The organism is Listeria sp. ILCC797, assembly GCF_900186185.1.
Taxonomy (GTDB): Bacteria; Bacillota; Bacilli; order Lactobacillales; family Listeriaceae; genus Listeria; species Listeria goaensis.
On sequence record NZ_FYBS01000003.1, the window covers coordinates 21,725 to 36,315 of the forward strand.

The following is a 14,591-nucleotide window of genomic DNA, read 5'->3' on the forward strand; positions in this document are numbered from 1 at the left end:
TAACATAGAAACGTTTGTTCGACATCTGTTTTTTGAAAAAAATATGTTATACTTAATCTATATTTTGGCAGAAAGGGGTAGTCAAGTGGGAAAATACGCCATTGTTGACCAGGACACCTGCATTGCGTGCGGAGCTTGTGCGCTTCATGCGCCGCAAATTTTCGACTATAATACTGATGGGCTCGCGTTTAATTTGCTTGATGACAATTCGGGAACACAGCCGATTTTTGAACGCGACGAGGACCAAGCAGCAGAAGCCGAATTAAACTGCCCATCATTATCCATAAAAATAGCGGACCGCCCGTTTAATGGCAATCCGCATCGATTCGATTCCTAATTAAGCGTTATGAACCTCATGACGCTTTTTTTCATGCTTTTTCCGTTCTTTTGGCGATTGATTTTTAATAATGAAATTCTTCATTGGCGCATAAAGAAGCAAGAAGCCAGCACTCACAATTACACCTTTTAATAAATTAAATGGAATAATCGCTGCTATAATAAGTCCAAAAATATCTGTAGATGCTGGAAGACCGCCAAGCGATATATAAAATGGCAATAATACAAAATAATTGTAAATTGTCGACACTACTGTCAAACATATTGTTCCAACACCTGTTGCGAAAATAAGCCCCTTCGTTCCGCGAAAATGACGGTATAAATAATAAATCGGTAAAGTGAAACAAATACCAGATAAGAAATTGGAAATTTCACCAACAGGCACGCCAACTGGGCTTCCTGAAACGATAAATTCCAAAACATTTTTAATGAGTTCAATTAAAATGATTGCGAGCGGTCCAAACATTAAACCACCAATTAGCGCTGGAATATCACTAAAATCCAGCTTTAGAAATGGTGCACTTGGTAAAATCGGAAATTGCAAAAGCATAATGACAAAGGCCAGCGTACCAAGCACTGCAACACTAACAAAAGTTTTCATCGAGTAATTTCTCATGAGTAACTCTCCTCTTTTGTCCATCCAAAGAAAATACGGTGCCCATTTAACCGTCTAACAAAAAAACCTCTCTAATCTTTAGCATTAGAGAGGTTTGTGAATATCTAAACAAGCTGGGCGTAAAAACGCCAAACTCATGTAAATGTTCATTTGCAGACAAGCCAAAAAGGCTGCCAACATCCTCTCCCATCCAGACTATACTGTCGGTCCTGGAATTGCACCAGAGTCACCTGTTAAAAACAGATCGTGGACTATTACCACCGGTCGGGAATTACACCCTGCCCCGAAGATGAACGATATTTTATTTTCACCAAAAAGATGATGAATCATTTAATATTTTACCATGAAAGTAAAAATTAGCAACCTTTTTTTGTTTAAAATAGCCATAAGACTTCGGTATTTAATGATTCGGCAAGCACTCGGCTTGCTTTTAGACGTTCTTTTCTGGCATTCGCCCGCGCCTCACGCCCCGCATGAATCATTTTTTCTTCAGCACTTTCCGGCACTATTTCCGGCACTTCAACTGTTTTTCCGTCATCATCAATGGCAACAAAAGTCAAAAATGATGTGGCCGCTAAATAGCGATCGCCTGTCTTTAAGTTTTCAGAAATCACCTTAACGAAAATTTCCATTGAAGAACGTCCAACTGCTGCCACATATGATTCAAGACAAACAGAATGATCACTTTTAATGGGACGAAGAAAGTCAACTGAATCGGTTGAAGCCGTAACAATGCCAACACGGCAGTGTCTAGACGCACTAATCGACGCTGTGTCGTCAATATACGTCATCAGTTTTCCCCCAAAAAGGGTGCTATGGTTATTTGTATCTTGTGGAAACACACGGCTTGTTTTAATAACACGGGATTCTTTGCAAAATTTTTGTTCTCGATTGGACAATTTAACTAACTCCTTTTTAGCGGCAGGCTAATAATGAACGATGAGCCTACGCCTACTGTACTTTCTACTGTAATATTACCATTATGTGCCTCCACGATGTTTTTAACAATGGCTAAGCCAATTCCGGTGCCTGCTTTGCTGCGCGTTCTTGCTTTATCTGCTTTATAAAAGCGTTCAAACAAGTACGGGATATCCTCTTCTGGAATTCCGCTACCATTGTCACTGACAATAACTAACAACTGCCCATTTGCATAATCAGCATGCTCACGAACGGTGACAACGCCGTGATAGCCTTCTCGTCCGGTGTGACGAATGGCATTCATGATTAAATTAATAAGCACTTGCTCAAGACGATCGACATCGAAGTAATAGACTAAATCATTATCATCAACCTCCACTTTTAATTCAACAAAATTTTCTTTTGCTAAAACTTCGAAGTTAGATACAACTTTTGAAATAAACGGTGCGATTTTCATTTCTCGCCTATCTAGCTGTGTAAAGCCTGCTTCCATTCGTGCAAGGTCTAGCATATCATTGACTAGACGGCCAATTCGAAGCGACTCCTCATAAATAATTTGTGCAAACTCCCGTACTTCCTCATCTGTTTGAGCAACACCATCAATAATCGCCTCACTATAACCTTGCAACATAGAAATCGGTGTTCTAAGTTCATGCGAGATATTGCTAACAAAATCGCTTTTCATTTTCTCAAGTCGCTTCTCTTCGGTCATATCACGAATAACAGCTACAATACTACGAACATTTTCTCCGTTATAAAGCAACGTTAAAATCGCTACATACGTCTGATCTCCAAACGTAATTTCGCCAACTTGTTCATCTCGACTGCGCAAAATCTCATCAAGCATCTCTTCTAATTTTTTAGGAATTAAAACTTTCTCGTTGTTTTCATTAGAGAAAAACCAGTTATGCAAAAATTCTTCAGCTGGTGGATTACTTAAAATAATCGTTTTATCGATATTAAATTTTATAACCCCATCTGCCATTCCAACTAAAATATTCGATAATTGTTCTTTTTCTTGGCGAAGTGCACTAATATTATATTTCAACTGCTGTGCCATATTATTGAACGCCAGTCCCAAATCACCAATTTCATCATGCGTATAGCTCGGCACACGATTATCAAAATTCCCCCGTGAAACAGCAACTGCTATCTTTTTCATCTCCCGAAGTGGGAACGCCATTCTGGAAGAAAAGACAAACGATAAGAATGACGTAATTAAAATCGCGCCTAGTCCAGCCAATATAAGCGTTCTAGTTGCTTGTTTTGTCACACTTAAAATATCATGGAATGATTTATAAATATAAAGCACACCACTTTCACCGTTATCCAATTGGAATTTTTTCACATAGAGTTGCACCGGATAATTCATATCTTTGTCTTTAAAATCATATTTCATTTCTAAAGGCTCATCTTTTTCAGCCAAGGCTTCATTAATCTTTTTGTTGTGCGTTAATCTTTCTATAGAATTATTAGAAATCTTATCAGTTGACTGCCTTGTATAAACGCTTTCACCATCGCTAGAAATAATAACACCTATCGTATCATCAAGTAGCGTGAGCGATTCGCTACCAATCCCGTTATCAGTAATAAAGGCATCATTTTTATGCATAACACCAATGATTTTAGATGCATCTTGGTCTAGCTCAGCTTTAATCTCATTGAAATTATTTTTTTCATAAATAACCGCAACTAAAAAACCGCAAATGACAAGGACACCAATTAGAAGTAAAATAATTGTGCTCCAAATCTTTCCGACGATGCTATTCCATAACTTCATCCCACTAAGCCTCCCTTTAACCTAAAAATGAACAGGTTTTGAAGGTTGTCCATCACAACCGATTCAACCTGTCCATCTATTTTACTTAATCTTCTGGGACTTCAAATTTATAGCCCAGCCCCCAAACCGTTACAATCATTTTGGCAGCATCTTCAGAAACATCAAGTAATTTTTCTCTTAAACGTTTTACATGTGTATCAATTGTACGCAAATCCCCAAAGAATTCATATCGCCAAACTTCTTTTAAAAGTGATTCGCGATCAAAAACTTTATCTGGTGATTTAGCTAAGTAATATAACAAATCATATTCTTTTGGTGTTAAATTAATTTCAGTCCCATCAACAATAACTCGGTGTGCTTCATTATCGATGCTAAGGTGAGGGAAATTAATCATATCCCCAGGCGTAGCAGAAAACAAATTTTTGTCTTGTTGTTTTGCGCGCCGAAGAACAGCCTTAACGCGTAGTACAACTTCTCTTGGACTGAACGGCTTTACAATATAATCATCTGCCCCCACTTCAAATCCTTGCACGCGATTTGCCTCTTCGCCTTTTGCCGTTAGCATAACGACTGGTGTCGCCTTATACTCACGTAGTTCTCTACAAACTTCGATACCATCTTTTCCTGGCATCATTAAATCAAGCAATATCACTTCGTAATTATTGTTTAAGGCCATATGAAGTGCTTGATCACCATCACTTGCCTCTTCAATACGAAAATTTTCTCTTTCCAAATACATTTTCAAGAGCCGACGAATACGATCTTCATCGTCAACAACAAGCACTTTTACTTGATCACTCATAAGTACTCATCCCCCACATTCTCATTTGCATTTCATCTACTCTGTTAGAGAGAATCATTCTGCACGATTAACTTTATAAGCAGCTAAAATAGTACCCACATACTCTTTTAGTGCCTTTACTACTTTATTAAATAGCTTGTCTATTAAATTATACATGTTTTTTTTAAAACAAGCTATTAGAAACTTTTCTTTGTCGAAAAAAACTATCATTGTCCAGAAGGTTTTTGACCGAATTTGGCAAATGCTTGCAATTGTTTAACTTCATGATGACTAAGCTCTCGCCTTTCTCCAGCGTTCATTCCTCTTAAATCTAAAAAGGCATAACCTTCACGTGAAAGTTTTTGAACTGGATGACCAATTGCTTCAAACATTTTTCTTACTTGGCGATTTCTACCTTCATGAATAGTAATTTCAACAATTGATTTACTTTTTCCTTTATCAAAAGATCGCATTCTCACTTTGGCTGGTGCCGTCTTTCTTCCATCAATGATAACACCGCGTTCTAAATTTCTAAGCGCCATCTTTTCAGGAATTCCTTTTAAGCGAGCAATGTATCTTTTCTCCACTTTAAATTTTGGATGCATTAATAGATTAGCAAATTCTCCGTCATTTGTCATGAGAAGTAACCCCGAAGTTTCATAATCAAGTCTTCCCACTGGATAAAGCCTCTCTTCAATATCCAAAAAATAGTCCGAAACAACTTTTCGCCCTTTATCATCTGTTACAGCAGACACGACACCCCTAGGCTTATAAAATAAAAAATAACGATGAATTTCTTTTGTAATTTCAATACCTTCTACTTCGATACGGTCAGAACCACTGACCTTCACGCCTAATTCCTTTACGACTTTCCCGTTCACTTTTACTTTACCTTCTTGGATAAGCACTTCTGCTTTTCGTCTTGAAGTCACCCCTGCATTTGCAATCGCTTTTTGCAATCTTTCCATTATTCGTCTTCCTCCGTTCGGTTAAATTTATCAAAAAACAGATCCAATTCATCTTGTTCCGGTTCCGCCGAAGGTTCTGCAAGTTTTGGCAGCTCTTCAATACTACTCAAACCAAAGGCATCTAAAAATTCGCTTGTTGTGACGTATAACTTGGCACGGCCAGCTCCGTCTGCTCGACCTCTATCCGTTATGAGTCCTTTAGCGACAAGCGTGCGTATTGGACCATCCGTTTTCACACCACGAACTTCATCAACTTCCATACGTGTAATCGGTTGGTTATACGCAATAATCGCAAGCGTTTCAAGAGAAGCTTGTGAAAGAGAGCCTGAGTGTGGTGCCTCCACCAATTTGCGCAAGTATTCAGCATGCTCTTTTTTCGTAGCAAGCTGAAAAGACCCAGCAAGTTCAAGAAGAATAAGGCCACGAGAATCGTCCTGTTCATAGCGTTCCCCGAGGCTCTCCAGCAAGTTCAATGCTTCAATATAGGTGATTTCCATCGTTTCCGTTAATTGCTTTGTCGAAAGCCCCTCATCACCTGCCGCAAAAAGCAAGCTTTCTAACACGCCAATTTGTTGCTCTTTATTCACTAATTTCCCCTCTACCTTCTACATACAAGTCTTCTAAGCTTCCAGATTGCTCAACCGAAATTAATTTTCGCTTCATCAATTCGAGCAGTGCAAGAAAAGTTACGACAAGCTGGTCTTTCGTTCCTTTTTCGAACAAATCATCGAATTTCATTTTCCCTTTAACTTGATTTAGCTTCTCTAAAACTTCATCCATACGGGCGTCGATAGAAATTTCCTGTGTGGTGATACGCGTATGAAGCGGCTTATTGAGTTTTTGCCGACGCAGTAACTTATTGAAAGCCCCCAGCATATCGTTTAGCGTCACGTCAAGCTCCACCGAAGTTGTGCCATCATCATATTCGCCTAAATCCATCGGCGCTTTACTAAAGTAGAAACTGCGTTCGTTTTCCTTTTCCTTTAAATCTTTCGCCGCTTCTTTATAACGTTTATATTCCATTAAACGTTCAATCAACTCATCACGCGGGTCAAGTTCCGGATCAAACTCGTCAAAATCTTCTTCAAGCTCTTGTTTTGGTAGTAACATCTTACTCTTAATCGCAAGTAGCGTAGCCGCCATAACCAAGTATTCGCTTGCCACATCTAACTCCAAAAATTGCATTGTATGAATGTATTCCATATATTGCTCAGTAATTTCAGCAACTGGAATATCATAAATATCCACTTCCAATTTGCCAATAAGATGTAAAAGTAAGTCAAGTGGCCCTTCAAATGCCTCTACTTTAAAATTCATTTCCATCATGCGTTCACCACGGTAAATCGTTTTGCACTAGATTTTCATACGATTCGCGTCGCACAACAAGTTTTGCGTTACCATTTTCCACAAATACAACTGGCGGACGTGGAATGCGATTATAGTTGCTTGCCATCGCATAACCGTAGGCTCCTGTACAAAATACCGCTAGCACATCACCAGAATTTGATTTTGGAAGCGGCAAATCCCAAATTAACATGTCACCAGACTCACAACATTTCCCAGCAATTGAAACAGTTTCTTCAGTCTCAAGTAGTGGTGCATTCGCAAGCACAGCTTCATAATGTGCCTCGTAAAGCGCAGGACGAATATTATCACTCATGCCACCGTCAACCGCAACATATTCTCTAACACCCGGAACTTCTTTTCTAGAACCAATTTTATAAAGGGTCGTTCCCGCTTCCCCCACTAACGAGCGGCCCGGTTCAATCCAAATTTCAGGAACGCGCAACCCATTTTCATTCGCCATTTTCTTCACTTCTTGGATAATTTCCTTCACATATTCAGAAGGCTCAAGCGGCTTGTCCTCTTCCGTATAACGGACACCAAATCCACCACCTAAGTTTAAAACTTGTGAGTCAAACTGCAATGTGTCATGCCACTCCACCAGTTTTTCCATAATGCGATGAGCAGCCATAATAAACCCTGTTGTTTCAAAAATTTGGGAACCAATGTGGCAATGAAGCCCGATTAAATCAAATTGATTCGGTGCAGCCAAAATGCGTTTAATGGCCTCTTCCGCTTGACCATTTGTTAAACCAAAACCAAATTTTGAATCATCTTGCCCCGTCAATATGTAATCATGCGTGTGCGCTTCAATTCCAGGAGTTACACGAACTAAAACAGACATTTTAGTCGCCCGTTTTTCAAGTATTTCCTTTAACAATTCAATTTCATAATAATTATCGACCACGATACAGCCAATGCCATAGTCAATCGCCATTTCAATTTCTTCCGCCGTTTTATTATTCCCGTGGAAATGAATCCGTTCAGGTGGGAAATTCGCTTTCATCGCCGTATAAAGTTCACCGCCTGATACAACATCAAGCGATAAGCCTTCCTCTGCCATAAGTTCATAAATCGCAATGGAAGAAAATGCTTTACTTGCATAGGCCACCTGCGCACGAACGCCTAACTTTTCAAATGTTTTCTTAAATCCTCTGGCACGCTCACGAATTAGCGCTACATCATAGACGTATAAAGGGGTTCCAAATTCTTCGACTAACTTTAATGTGTCTACCCCTCCGATTTCTAGATGTCCTTCCGTATTCACATTCATAGTCCCAAAACGTTCAAATGTCACGCCTATCCCCCACCTTTACCAAAGAAATTTAATTTAAGTTCTTTACTATAGTAGCATAAAGGGCACTTCGGAAACAATAACAATCTAAATAAAAATACCTTTACTAAAAAAAGTAAAGGTATCGAATACGCCTATTAATTTAATTCGCCAACAATTGCTTTGACGTATGTTAAAAATGTGCTTCTAACTTTGTCAGTTGTTTCGATAACTTCGGCGTGAGATAACGGCTGGTCTAAAATTCCTGCCGCCATATTTGTAATGCAAGAAATCCCTAAAACGCGCATGCCAGCGTGTCTTGCCACAATGACTTCCGAAACCGTCGACATTCCAACGGCGTCAGCGCCCAGTGTGCGCATCATGCGAATTTCGGCTGGCGTTTCATATGTTGGACCGCTGAAGCCTGCATAGACGCCTTCTTGAATGTTAATTTCCAATTTGTTTGCCAGTTTTCTTGCTGTTTCGCGTAACGAAAGTTGATATGCTTCTGACATATCCGGAAAGCGGGGGCCAAAATGGTCTTCATTTTTTCCAATAAGAGGATTGGTTCCCGTAAAATTAATATGGTCGGAAATCAGCATCAAATCGCCCGCTTTGTAAAGCTCGTTCACACCGCCAGCCGCATTTGTCACAATCAAAATTTCGACGCCAAGCTCCTTCATCACGCGAACAGGGAACGTAACGTCTTGCATGGAATAACCTTCATAAAAGTGAAAGCGTCCTTGCATCGCAACAACTCGCTTATTTTGAAGTTCACCGAAAACAAATTGGCCAGCATGCCCTTCTACCGTTGAAACTGGGAAATGTGGCACTTGATCATAAGATAATTGAACAGGATTTACAATTTCATCTGCCAAAACGCCTAACCCGGAACCGAGAATGAGTCCAATTGTTGGACGTTCTTGATAACTTTCTCTAATTTTTGCTACTGCTTCGTTCACTTTTTGAGTGCTCATGTCTTTACTCCTTCTTTTCTATTATTTTAAGTCGTGTAAAAAACTTTTACCATATTCAGGCATTTTAACAGCGAAGTTTTCAGCAACCGTTGCACCTAAGTCTGCAAAAGTTTCGCGAAGTGGTAACGCTTTTCCGCCATCTTTAAAGCGTTTGGAATACACAAGAAGTGGTACATATTCACGCGTATGATCGGTGCCGCGGTAAGTGGGATCATTTCCATGATCCGCTGTAATCATTAATAAATCGTCTTCCGCCATTTTTTCAAATACTTCTGGAAGTCGTGCATCGAATTCTTCAAGTGCACGTCCGTAGCCTTCTGGATCGCGGCGATGACCGAATAACGCGTCAAAATCAACTAAATTGAGAAAACTCATACCTTCAAACGGTTTGTCTAAAACTTGTACAAGTTGGTCCATTCCGTCCATATTAGACTTCGTACGGATGGATTCTGTGACACCTTCCCCGTCAAAAATATCGGAAATCTTGCCAATCGCAATGACATCCTTTCCGCCGTCTTTTAGCGCATTCATAACAGTTGGTTTAAATGGCTTAAGTGCGTAGTCGTGGCGATTCGCCGTCCGTTTAAACGCGCCTGGTTCCCCGACATAAGGTCGTGCAATAATTCGGCCTAGCATGTAAGGGTCGTCAAGCGTAATTTCTCGACAAAACTCACAGATTTCGTAAAGCTCTTCAAGCGGGATAATATCCTCATGCGCCGCAATTTGCAGCACCGAATCAGCAGATGTGTACACAATTAGTGCGCCGGTTTTCATTTGTTCCTCGCCGAGCTCATCTAAAATTTCCGTACCGCTCGCAGGTTTATTGCCAATTACTTTCCGCCCCGTCTTATCTTCAATCTGCTTAATTAGCGCATCCGGAAAGCCGTCAGGAAATACACGGAAAGGCGTATCAATATACAGCCCCATAATTTCCCAGTGCCCGGTCATCGTGTCTTTCCCACGCGACGCTTCTTGCATTTTCGTAAAGTAGGCAAGTGGTTTCTCTTCTTTTTCTATGCCTAAAACGGGTTCAATGTTGGAGAGGCCCAGTTTGCCCATTTCTGGCATGTGTAAGCCTTTCATGTGTTCAGCAATATGACCAAATGTATCGACACCAAAATCGTCAAATTCGGCCGCATCCGGCGCCTCACCAATCCCAACTGAATCCATCACAACAACGTGAATACGTTTAAACTTTTCAACCATTTCCTCATCGCCCTTCTATAATTTATGCGCGCGGATGAAACTCTTTGTAGACATCTTTTAAACGCGCCTTTGTTACATGTGTATAAATTTGTGTCGTCGAAATATCTGAATGACCAAGCAGTTCTTGAACAGAACGCAAATCTGCCCCGTTTTCAAGTAAGTGTGTCGCAAATGAATGCCGTAACGTATGCGGGGTAATCGGTTTTTCAATGCCCGTCTTTTTCGCAAGTTGTTTCAAAATTTTCCAAAACCCTTGCCTTGTAAGCCCGTTTCCGTGATGATTCAAAAAGACAAAATCATTTCGATTAGAAGACTTCCTAAGTTTTGGTCGACCGTTTCGCAAATATTCTTCCAAAACCGTTGTCGCCGTTTTCCCAAGTGGAATGATACGCTCTTTGTTCCCTTTTCCAATCGTTTGAATAAAGCCCATATGTAAGTGAAGGTCATCCATTTTAAGTTGCACCAGCTCAGTAACACGAAGCCCTGTCGCATAAAGCACCTCAAGCATCACTTGGTCGCGCAAGCCAAGCGGCGTATTCGTATTTGGCGCATCTAGCAGCTTCTCAACCTCTGCAAGACTAAGCACTTTAGGTAAACTTTGCGCTTGTTTTGGCGTCTCAATTTGGATCATTGGATCGCCTTTAATTTTACCATCATGAAGTAAAAAATGAAAAAACGAACGAAGTGATGCAATGTAACGTGCCACCGTACGCGGCGACTTCCCGTCATTTCTAGCCACACTAATAAATGCCACAATATCTTCACGCCCAACCTTTTCAAAATCATCATCGTTTGATTTTTCCTTGTAGAAGTTCGCAAAGTAAAGCAAGTCGCGTTTATAGGCAGCAAGCGTATTCATCGATAAACCACGTTCAACAGATAAAAAATGCAAAAAATCCTCAATTAAATCGTTCATTTTCTCGCCTCCTGCCCATTCATTTTAACATGAAACCCTTTTCTGGTGAACTTTTATCTGCTCACTCCGAAATTGTTGTTTTTTTCATATAATTAAAAAAGAACTACTACATTCTTGTAGCAGTCCCAAACTATTTCTTGCTTTTTTTCTTGCAGTCTGAACAAACACCTTGAAACGTTAAACGATGGTCTTTAATAAGAAAATTCCAGCGCTGTTCAATTATTTTCTCGACATCTTCAAGCAAGTCTTCTTGAATCTCTTCCACCGATCCGCATTCTAAGCAAACAAGGTGATGATGGAAATGCTTGGCACCTTCTTTACGCAAATCATAACGCGATACGCCATCACCAAAATTAATTTTATCGACAACACGCAGCTCCGTTAAAAGTTCGAGCGTCCGATAAACCGTTGCAAGGCCCGTATCAGGCGCGATATTCTTCACACGTAAAAAGACTTCTTCTGCACTTAAATGATCTTTTTCATTTTCCAGCAAAACACGAACTGTCGCTTCACGTTGCGGCGTTAATTTATAACTCGCATCATGAAGCTGAGCCTTAATTCGTTTAATGCGACCTTCCATATAGACGCCTCCCTTTAAAAATAAATATTCTCAATCAGAAACCATTATTTAGAATTATTATTATTTAGAAATGAGTATCTTCACATTTCAACACTCTAAAAATATCCGCATTTCCATTCAGATAACTATGTTTATAACGATAACATAATTTACAAAAACTGTCTATAGTGATTATCATTTACAGTAAAAATCAAGATTATTTATAATTATTATTATTTATAATTTTTACTTCCTAAAAGTTTGCCTTGAAAGTTACGCCTAAAACGTCTATACTAAATTCATTGAGAATCATTATCACTAAAATAAATGGAGTGATTTTATGCAAAACTTATATACAGAAAACCTGCAAATTGCTTATGATAAACGAATTATTGTTGACTCATTAAATATATCTATTCCTAAGGGAAAAATTACCGCCCTAGTTGGCGCAAATGGTTCTGGAAAATCTACCATTTTAAAAACAATGTCTCGCCTTATGAAACCAAGTAAAGGACATGTCATTTTAGATGGTAAAAAAATCCATCAAGTCGCGACAAAGCAAATTGCGAAGGAACTTGCCATCTTGCCACAAAATCCGACAGCTCCCGGCGGCTTAACGGTTTATGAACTCATTGCTTATGGCCGCAGTCCTCATCAAACTGGTTTTAAAATCAGCAGTAAAGAGGATCAACATATGATTGAATGGGCGCTTAAAATGACGAATCTTGAAGAGTTTAAAGACCGCCCTATTGAAAACTTATCTGGTGGTCAAAGACAACGCGCTTGGATAGCGATGGCACTTGCACAAGATACATCCATTTTATTTTTAGATGAACCTACTACCTTTTTAGATATGACACACCAATTAGATGTGATGAACATTTTGAAGCAGTTAAATCAAACTGAAAATCGTACCATCGTTATGGTCGTACATGATTTAAACCATGCTTCACGGTACGCTGAACATATGATTGCCATCAAAAACGGGCAAGTTGCCGCAAGCGGAACACCTCAAGAAGTGATGACTTGCGAAATTTTAGAAGATGTTTTTAATATTAAAGCCGATATTTTAATGGACCCTAGAAGCGGCGTACCGCTTTGCCTGCCATATGAAACTTGTAACGGTTGTGAAATTAAAGATGTTGTAAGGGAGCTTGATCATGTTGAAGCCATCTCTATTTGATGTCACCATAATTGGTGGCGGCCCAGTCGGTCTATATGCCGCATTTTATAGCGGTCTTCGTTCTATGAAAACAAAAATTATTGATGCTGAACCAGATGTTGGCGGCAAAATTCGCTACTTCTATCCTGAAAAGCTGATTCATGATATTGGCGGCATCCCTGAAATTCTCGGTGCTGATTTAGTCGCTAATTTTAAGAAACAGGCGGAAACGTTTAATCCGACCTTTGTTTTAAACACCCGCGCAACGTCTGTCGTCAAACAAAATGATGGCACTTTCTATATTAAGACGGACGACGGGACCGTTCATTTAACCAAAACGATTATTATTGCAGTTGGTAGTGGGACTTACAAAATGAATCCGCTCGAAGCTCGTTTTGCGGAAAATTTCCCAGCACAGATTCACTATCATTTGCGCGATTTGGAAAAGCTTAGAGATAAGAAAGTCGTCATTTCAGGAGGTGGCGATGCGGCGCTTGATGCAGCATTGATGCTTCTTCCGATTGCTAAAAGTGTTGAACTTATTTACCGTGGCGATGACTTCAAAGGCTATGAGGAACGCGCGAAAGCCGTTCATTCTTCTGGTATTACGACACATTTGCACCACGAGATTACAAGCTTACATGGTGATGAAAATTTGAAAGAAATTGAATTAACTTGTAAGCATTCTGGGGAAAATAAAAAAGTTATGTGCGATGCGGTTTTTGTCAATCACGGCGTTGAAGTCGATATTGGTACGATGCGTGACTGGGGATTTGCAACTGAAGAATGGGGCATAACAGTCGACAAAGAAATGCAGACGACTGTGCCAGGTATTTATGCTTGCGGCGATGTCGCCTGCTATCCGAGAAAAATTCGAATTATTGCAGCGGGGCTTCACGAAGGTCCAATTGCTGTCAATAGCGCGAAAAAATATTTGGATCCAAATGCGGCGCCAGAAGCAATGGTTAGCACACATCACGAGCATTTTATGCACTAAAAAAGGTTGGGAATTTTGAGCCACCAAAAAAAGTTAGACCTAAAATCTAACTTTTCGGGGCATAACATTTTCCCAACCTTTTACTGTTCTTCTGCTTTTAATTGTTCTAACTCTAAATATTGAATTGCAAACATTGTTTTGGCATCGCAAATTGAAGCTTCTTCAATTAATTGCTTGGCTTCATCTAAAGTGACTTCTAAAACATTGATAAATTCATCATCATCTTGGGCTAAAGGTTTATTTTGTTTATGTAAGCCTCGTGCGACATAAATATGGATAATTTCATCAGCAAAGCCTGGTGCCGTGTAAAAAGAAGTTAATAACTCTAGTCCACTTGCCTTATAGCCTGTTTCTTCTTCTAGTTCACGTTGTGCTGTTTCTTCTTCTAGTTCACGTTGTGCTGTTTCTTCTTTTGGTTCATTTACTTCCATTTTACCTGCTGGAATTTCAACGACTGTTTTCTCTAAAGGTTTACGATATTGCTCGACCATAACAATTTTCCCATCGTGTGTAATCGGAATAATCCCCACTGCTCCCGGATGTTTAATGAGCTCTCTTTTCGCGATTTTACCGTTTGGAAGGCGCACATCTGCTACAGAAAGCTCCACAACACGTCCTTTAAAAATGGTTTCCTCACTAATTGTTTTTTCTTCTAAATCCTTCATTTAGAGCACCTTCTTTCTATTTATATATTTTAACATAAAATTTGGTCCGAGATGAATTTACATCGCACGACTGATAACATCATTTCTTCAATT

Annotated in this window: 16 protein-coding genes and 1 riboswitch; of the genes, 3 read left to right on the top strand and 13 right to left on the bottom strand. The window is 39.7% G+C overall.

Going from position 1 to position 14,591, the window contains the following annotated elements; translation table 11 throughout:
* Positions 1-43: 43 nt before the first annotated feature.
* Positions 44-337 carry a ferredoxin gene (locus BN1609_RS03930; protein ID WP_179946620.1) on the top strand — a complete coding sequence of 98 codons (294 nt, stop codon included), beginning with the start codon at positions 44-46 and terminating at the stop codon, positions 335-337.
* Here BN1609_RS03930 and BN1609_RS03935 read toward each other — a convergent pair whose 3' ends face one another.
* The 12 genes from BN1609_RS03935 to BN1609_RS03990 all read right to left on the bottom strand — a co-directional run bounded on the left by BN1609_RS03935 (position 338) and on the right by BN1609_RS03990 (position 11,695).
* A complete protein-coding gene (locus BN1609_RS03935; protein WP_088825453.1) occupies positions 338-952 on the bottom strand; it encodes an ECF transporter S component in 615 nt (204 codons plus the stop codon). It abuts the gene before it with no gap.
* Positions 953-1,126: 174 nt separating this feature from the next.
* A riboswitch (FMN riboswitch) is annotated at positions 1,127-1,247 on the bottom strand.
* 79 nt (positions 1,248-1,326) lie between these two features.
* Positions 1,327-1,851, bottom strand: coding sequence for an acyl-CoA thioesterase (locus BN1609_RS03940; RefSeq protein ID WP_088840532.1), 525 nt, complete (start codon positions 1,849-1,851; stop codon positions 1,327-1,329).
* Positions 1,852-1,856: 5 nt separating this feature from the next.
* Positions 1,857-3,650 (bottom strand): ATP-binding protein, encoded by a 1,794-nt coding sequence (locus tag BN1609_RS03945; RefSeq protein ID WP_088809623.1) that lies wholly within the window; start codon positions 3,648-3,650, stop codon positions 1,857-1,859.
* 85 nt (positions 3,651-3,735) lie between these two features.
* Positions 3,736-4,452, bottom strand: a complete 717-nt coding sequence (locus BN1609_RS03950) for a response regulator transcription factor (protein ID WP_088809622.1) — start codon at positions 4,450-4,452, stop codon at positions 3,736-3,738.
* Positions 4,453-4,658: 206 nt separating this feature from the next.
* Positions 4,659-5,399 (bottom strand): pseudouridine synthase, encoded by a 741-nt coding sequence (locus BN1609_RS03955; RefSeq protein WP_088809621.1) that lies wholly within the window; start codon positions 5,397-5,399, stop codon positions 4,659-4,661.
* Positions 5,399-5,986: an SMC-Scp complex subunit ScpB gene (gene scpB / locus BN1609_RS03960; protein ID WP_088809620.1), complete on the bottom strand. Its 588-nt coding sequence runs from the start codon at positions 5,984-5,986 to the stop codon at positions 5,399-5,401. The genes BN1609_RS03955 and scpB overlap by 1 nt, the downstream gene beginning before the upstream one ends.
* Positions 5,979-6,725, bottom strand: a complete 747-nt coding sequence (locus BN1609_RS03965) for a segregation/condensation protein A (RefSeq protein ID WP_088809619.1) — start codon at positions 6,723-6,725, stop codon at positions 5,979-5,981. The genes scpB and BN1609_RS03965 overlap by 8 nt, the downstream gene beginning before the upstream one ends.
* 4 nt (positions 6,726-6,729) lie before the next feature.
* Entirely contained in the window at positions 6,730-8,040 is a 1,311-nt protein-coding gene (lysA, locus tag BN1609_RS03970; RefSeq protein WP_088840533.1) for a diaminopimelate decarboxylase, read from the bottom strand.
* Between the two features lie 134 nt (positions 8,041-8,174).
* Positions 8,175-8,993: a purine-nucleoside phosphorylase gene (locus tag BN1609_RS03975; RefSeq protein ID WP_088809617.1), complete on the bottom strand. Its 819-nt coding sequence runs from the start codon at positions 8,991-8,993 to the stop codon at positions 8,175-8,177.
* Positions 8,994-9,014: 21 nt separating this feature from the next.
* The gene (gene deoB, locus BN1609_RS03980) at positions 9,015-10,199 is read right to left on the bottom strand and encodes a phosphopentomutase (protein WP_088809616.1); all 1,185 of its coding nucleotides are present in this window, start codon (positions 10,197-10,199) and stop codon (positions 9,015-9,017) included.
* A 22-nt stretch (positions 10,200-10,221) separates the two neighbouring features.
* The gene (gene xerD, locus BN1609_RS03985) at positions 10,222-11,115 is read right to left on the bottom strand and encodes a site-specific tyrosine recombinase XerD (protein WP_088816112.1); all 894 of its coding nucleotides are present in this window, start codon (positions 11,113-11,115) and stop codon (positions 10,222-10,224) included.
* A gap of 130 nt (positions 11,116-11,245) precedes the next feature.
* The gene (locus tag BN1609_RS03990; protein WP_088809614.1) at positions 11,246-11,695 is read right to left on the bottom strand and encodes a Fur family transcriptional regulator; all 450 of its coding nucleotides are present in this window, start codon (positions 11,693-11,695) and stop codon (positions 11,246-11,248) included.
* A gap of 319 nt (positions 11,696-12,014) precedes the next feature.
* Between BN1609_RS03990 and BN1609_RS03995 the strand changes: the two genes are divergently transcribed.
* Together BN1609_RS03995 and BN1609_RS04000 are read left to right on the top strand one after the other, a co-directional pair.
* Positions 12,015-12,857 (top strand): ABC transporter ATP-binding protein, encoded by an 843-nt coding sequence (locus BN1609_RS03995; protein ID WP_088809613.1) that lies wholly within the window; start codon positions 12,015-12,017, stop codon positions 12,855-12,857.
* Positions 12,835-13,833, top strand: a complete 999-nt coding sequence (locus BN1609_RS04000) for an NAD(P)/FAD-dependent oxidoreductase (RefSeq protein WP_369821516.1) — start codon at positions 12,835-12,837, stop codon at positions 13,831-13,833. Before BN1609_RS03995 ends, BN1609_RS04000 begins: the two co-directional genes overlap by 23 nt.
* 80 nt (positions 13,834-13,913) lie before the next feature.
* Here the strand turns inward: BN1609_RS04000 and BN1609_RS04005 are convergent, their stop codons facing one another.
* Positions 13,914-14,498 (bottom strand): NUDIX domain-containing protein, encoded by a 585-nt coding sequence (locus BN1609_RS04005; RefSeq protein ID WP_088840534.1) that lies wholly within the window; start codon positions 14,496-14,498, stop codon positions 13,914-13,916.
* Between the last annotated feature and the right edge of the window lie 93 nt (positions 14,499-14,591).

Excerpts from the sequence above, each read along its gene's own strand:
- BN1609_RS03945 (WP_088809623.1), bottom strand. The coding sequence starts at position 3,650 with ATGAAGTTATGGAATAGCATCGTCGGAAAGATTTGGAGCACAATTATT.
- BN1609_RS03955 (WP_088809621.1), bottom strand. The coding sequence starts at position 5,399 with ATGGAAAGATTGCAAAAAGCGATTGCAAATGCAGGGGTGACTTCAAGA.
- BN1609_RS03935 (WP_088825453.1), bottom strand. The coding sequence starts at position 952 with ATGAGAAATTACTCGATGAAAACTTTTGTTAGTGTTGCAGTGCTTGGT.
- BN1609_RS04000 (WP_369821516.1), top strand. The coding sequence starts at position 12,835 with ATGTTGAAGCCATCTCTATTTGATGTCACCATAATTGGTGGCGGCCCA.
- BN1609_RS03930 (WP_179946620.1), top strand. The coding sequence starts at position 44 with ATGTTATACTTAATCTATATTTTGGCAGAAAGGGGTAGTCAAGTGGGA.
- BN1609_RS04005 (WP_088840534.1), bottom strand. The coding sequence starts at position 14,498 with ATGAAGGATTTAGAAGAAAAAACAATTAGTGAGGAAACCATTTTTAAA.
- BN1609_RS03950 (WP_088809622.1), bottom strand. The coding sequence starts at position 4,452 with ATGAGTGATCAAGTAAAAGTGCTTGTTGTTGACGATGAAGATCGTATT.
- BN1609_RS03990 (WP_088809614.1), bottom strand. The coding sequence starts at position 11,695 with ATGGAAGGTCGCATTAAACGAATTAAGGCTCAGCTTCATGATGCGAGT.
- xerD (WP_088816112.1), bottom strand. The coding sequence starts at position 11,115 with ATGAACGATTTAATTGAGGATTTTTTGCATTTTTTATCTGTTGAACGT.
- BN1609_RS03975 (WP_088809617.1), bottom strand. The coding sequence starts at position 8,993 with ATGAGCACTCAAAAAGTGAACGAAGCAGTAGCAAAAATTAGAGAAAGT.
- BN1609_RS03965 (WP_088809619.1), bottom strand. The coding sequence starts at position 6,725 with ATGATGGAAATGAATTTTAAAGTAGAGGCATTTGAAGGGCCACTTGAC.
- deoB (WP_088809616.1), bottom strand. The coding sequence starts at position 10,199 with ATGGTTGAAAAGTTTAAACGTATTCACGTTGTTGTGATGGATTCAGTT.
- BN1609_RS03995 (WP_088809613.1), top strand. The coding sequence starts at position 12,015 with ATGCAAAACTTATATACAGAAAACCTGCAAATTGCTTATGATAAACGA.